The sequence below is a fragment of the Parasutterella muris genome (genome assembly GCF_009767915.1).
In the GTDB taxonomy this organism is placed as follows: domain Bacteria; phylum Pseudomonadota; class Gammaproteobacteria; order Burkholderiales; family Burkholderiaceae_F; genus Parasutterella; species Parasutterella muris.
This window is the reverse complement of record NZ_WSRP01000118.1, coordinates 1-495: the sequence shown is the minus strand read 5'-3', so window position 1 is coordinate 495 and position 495 is coordinate 1. Positions and strand designations below refer to the sequence as shown.

1 rRNA gene is annotated in these 495 nt (G+C 46.1%); it reads left to right on the top strand.

The window, feature by feature from the left end:
- Positions 1 to 252 precede the first annotated feature (252 nt).
- Positions 253 to 495: ribosomal RNA gene (locus E5987_RS12825) — 23S ribosomal RNA — on the top strand; the annotation flags it as partial.

The following is a 495-nucleotide window of genomic DNA, read 5'->3' as shown; positions in this document are numbered from 1 at the left end:
TTGAATTCATTCAGCGCTCACTCTTATCGGCAGTCGATAAATCGAAAAGAAATATGTTCTTTAACAATTCGGAAAGATTGAAAAATCTAACGTTAAGACTGATTTGATGAGAGTCAGTCAAGACGGGTAGTGATTGGAAATCAAGCAAAGTTAAAACTTTGAGATTTCTCAAGCATGAGACATTGACAGCATATGGGCACAAAGAACCAAGTTACTTGTGACCCGGCCGGGCAATAGGCGGCAGGGTTATAGGATCAAGTGACTAAGTGCATGTGGCGGATGCCTTGGCGATCACAGGCGAAGAAAGACGCGGCAGCCTGCGAAAAGCTGCGGGGAGCTGGCAAACAAGCATTGATCCGCAGATATCTGAATGGGGGAACCCACACCGCAAGGTGTATCTGCATCTGAATACATAGGGTGCAGAGGCGAACGAGGAGAACTGAAACATCTAAGTATCCTCAGGAAAAGAAATCAACCGAGATTCCGGCAGTAGCG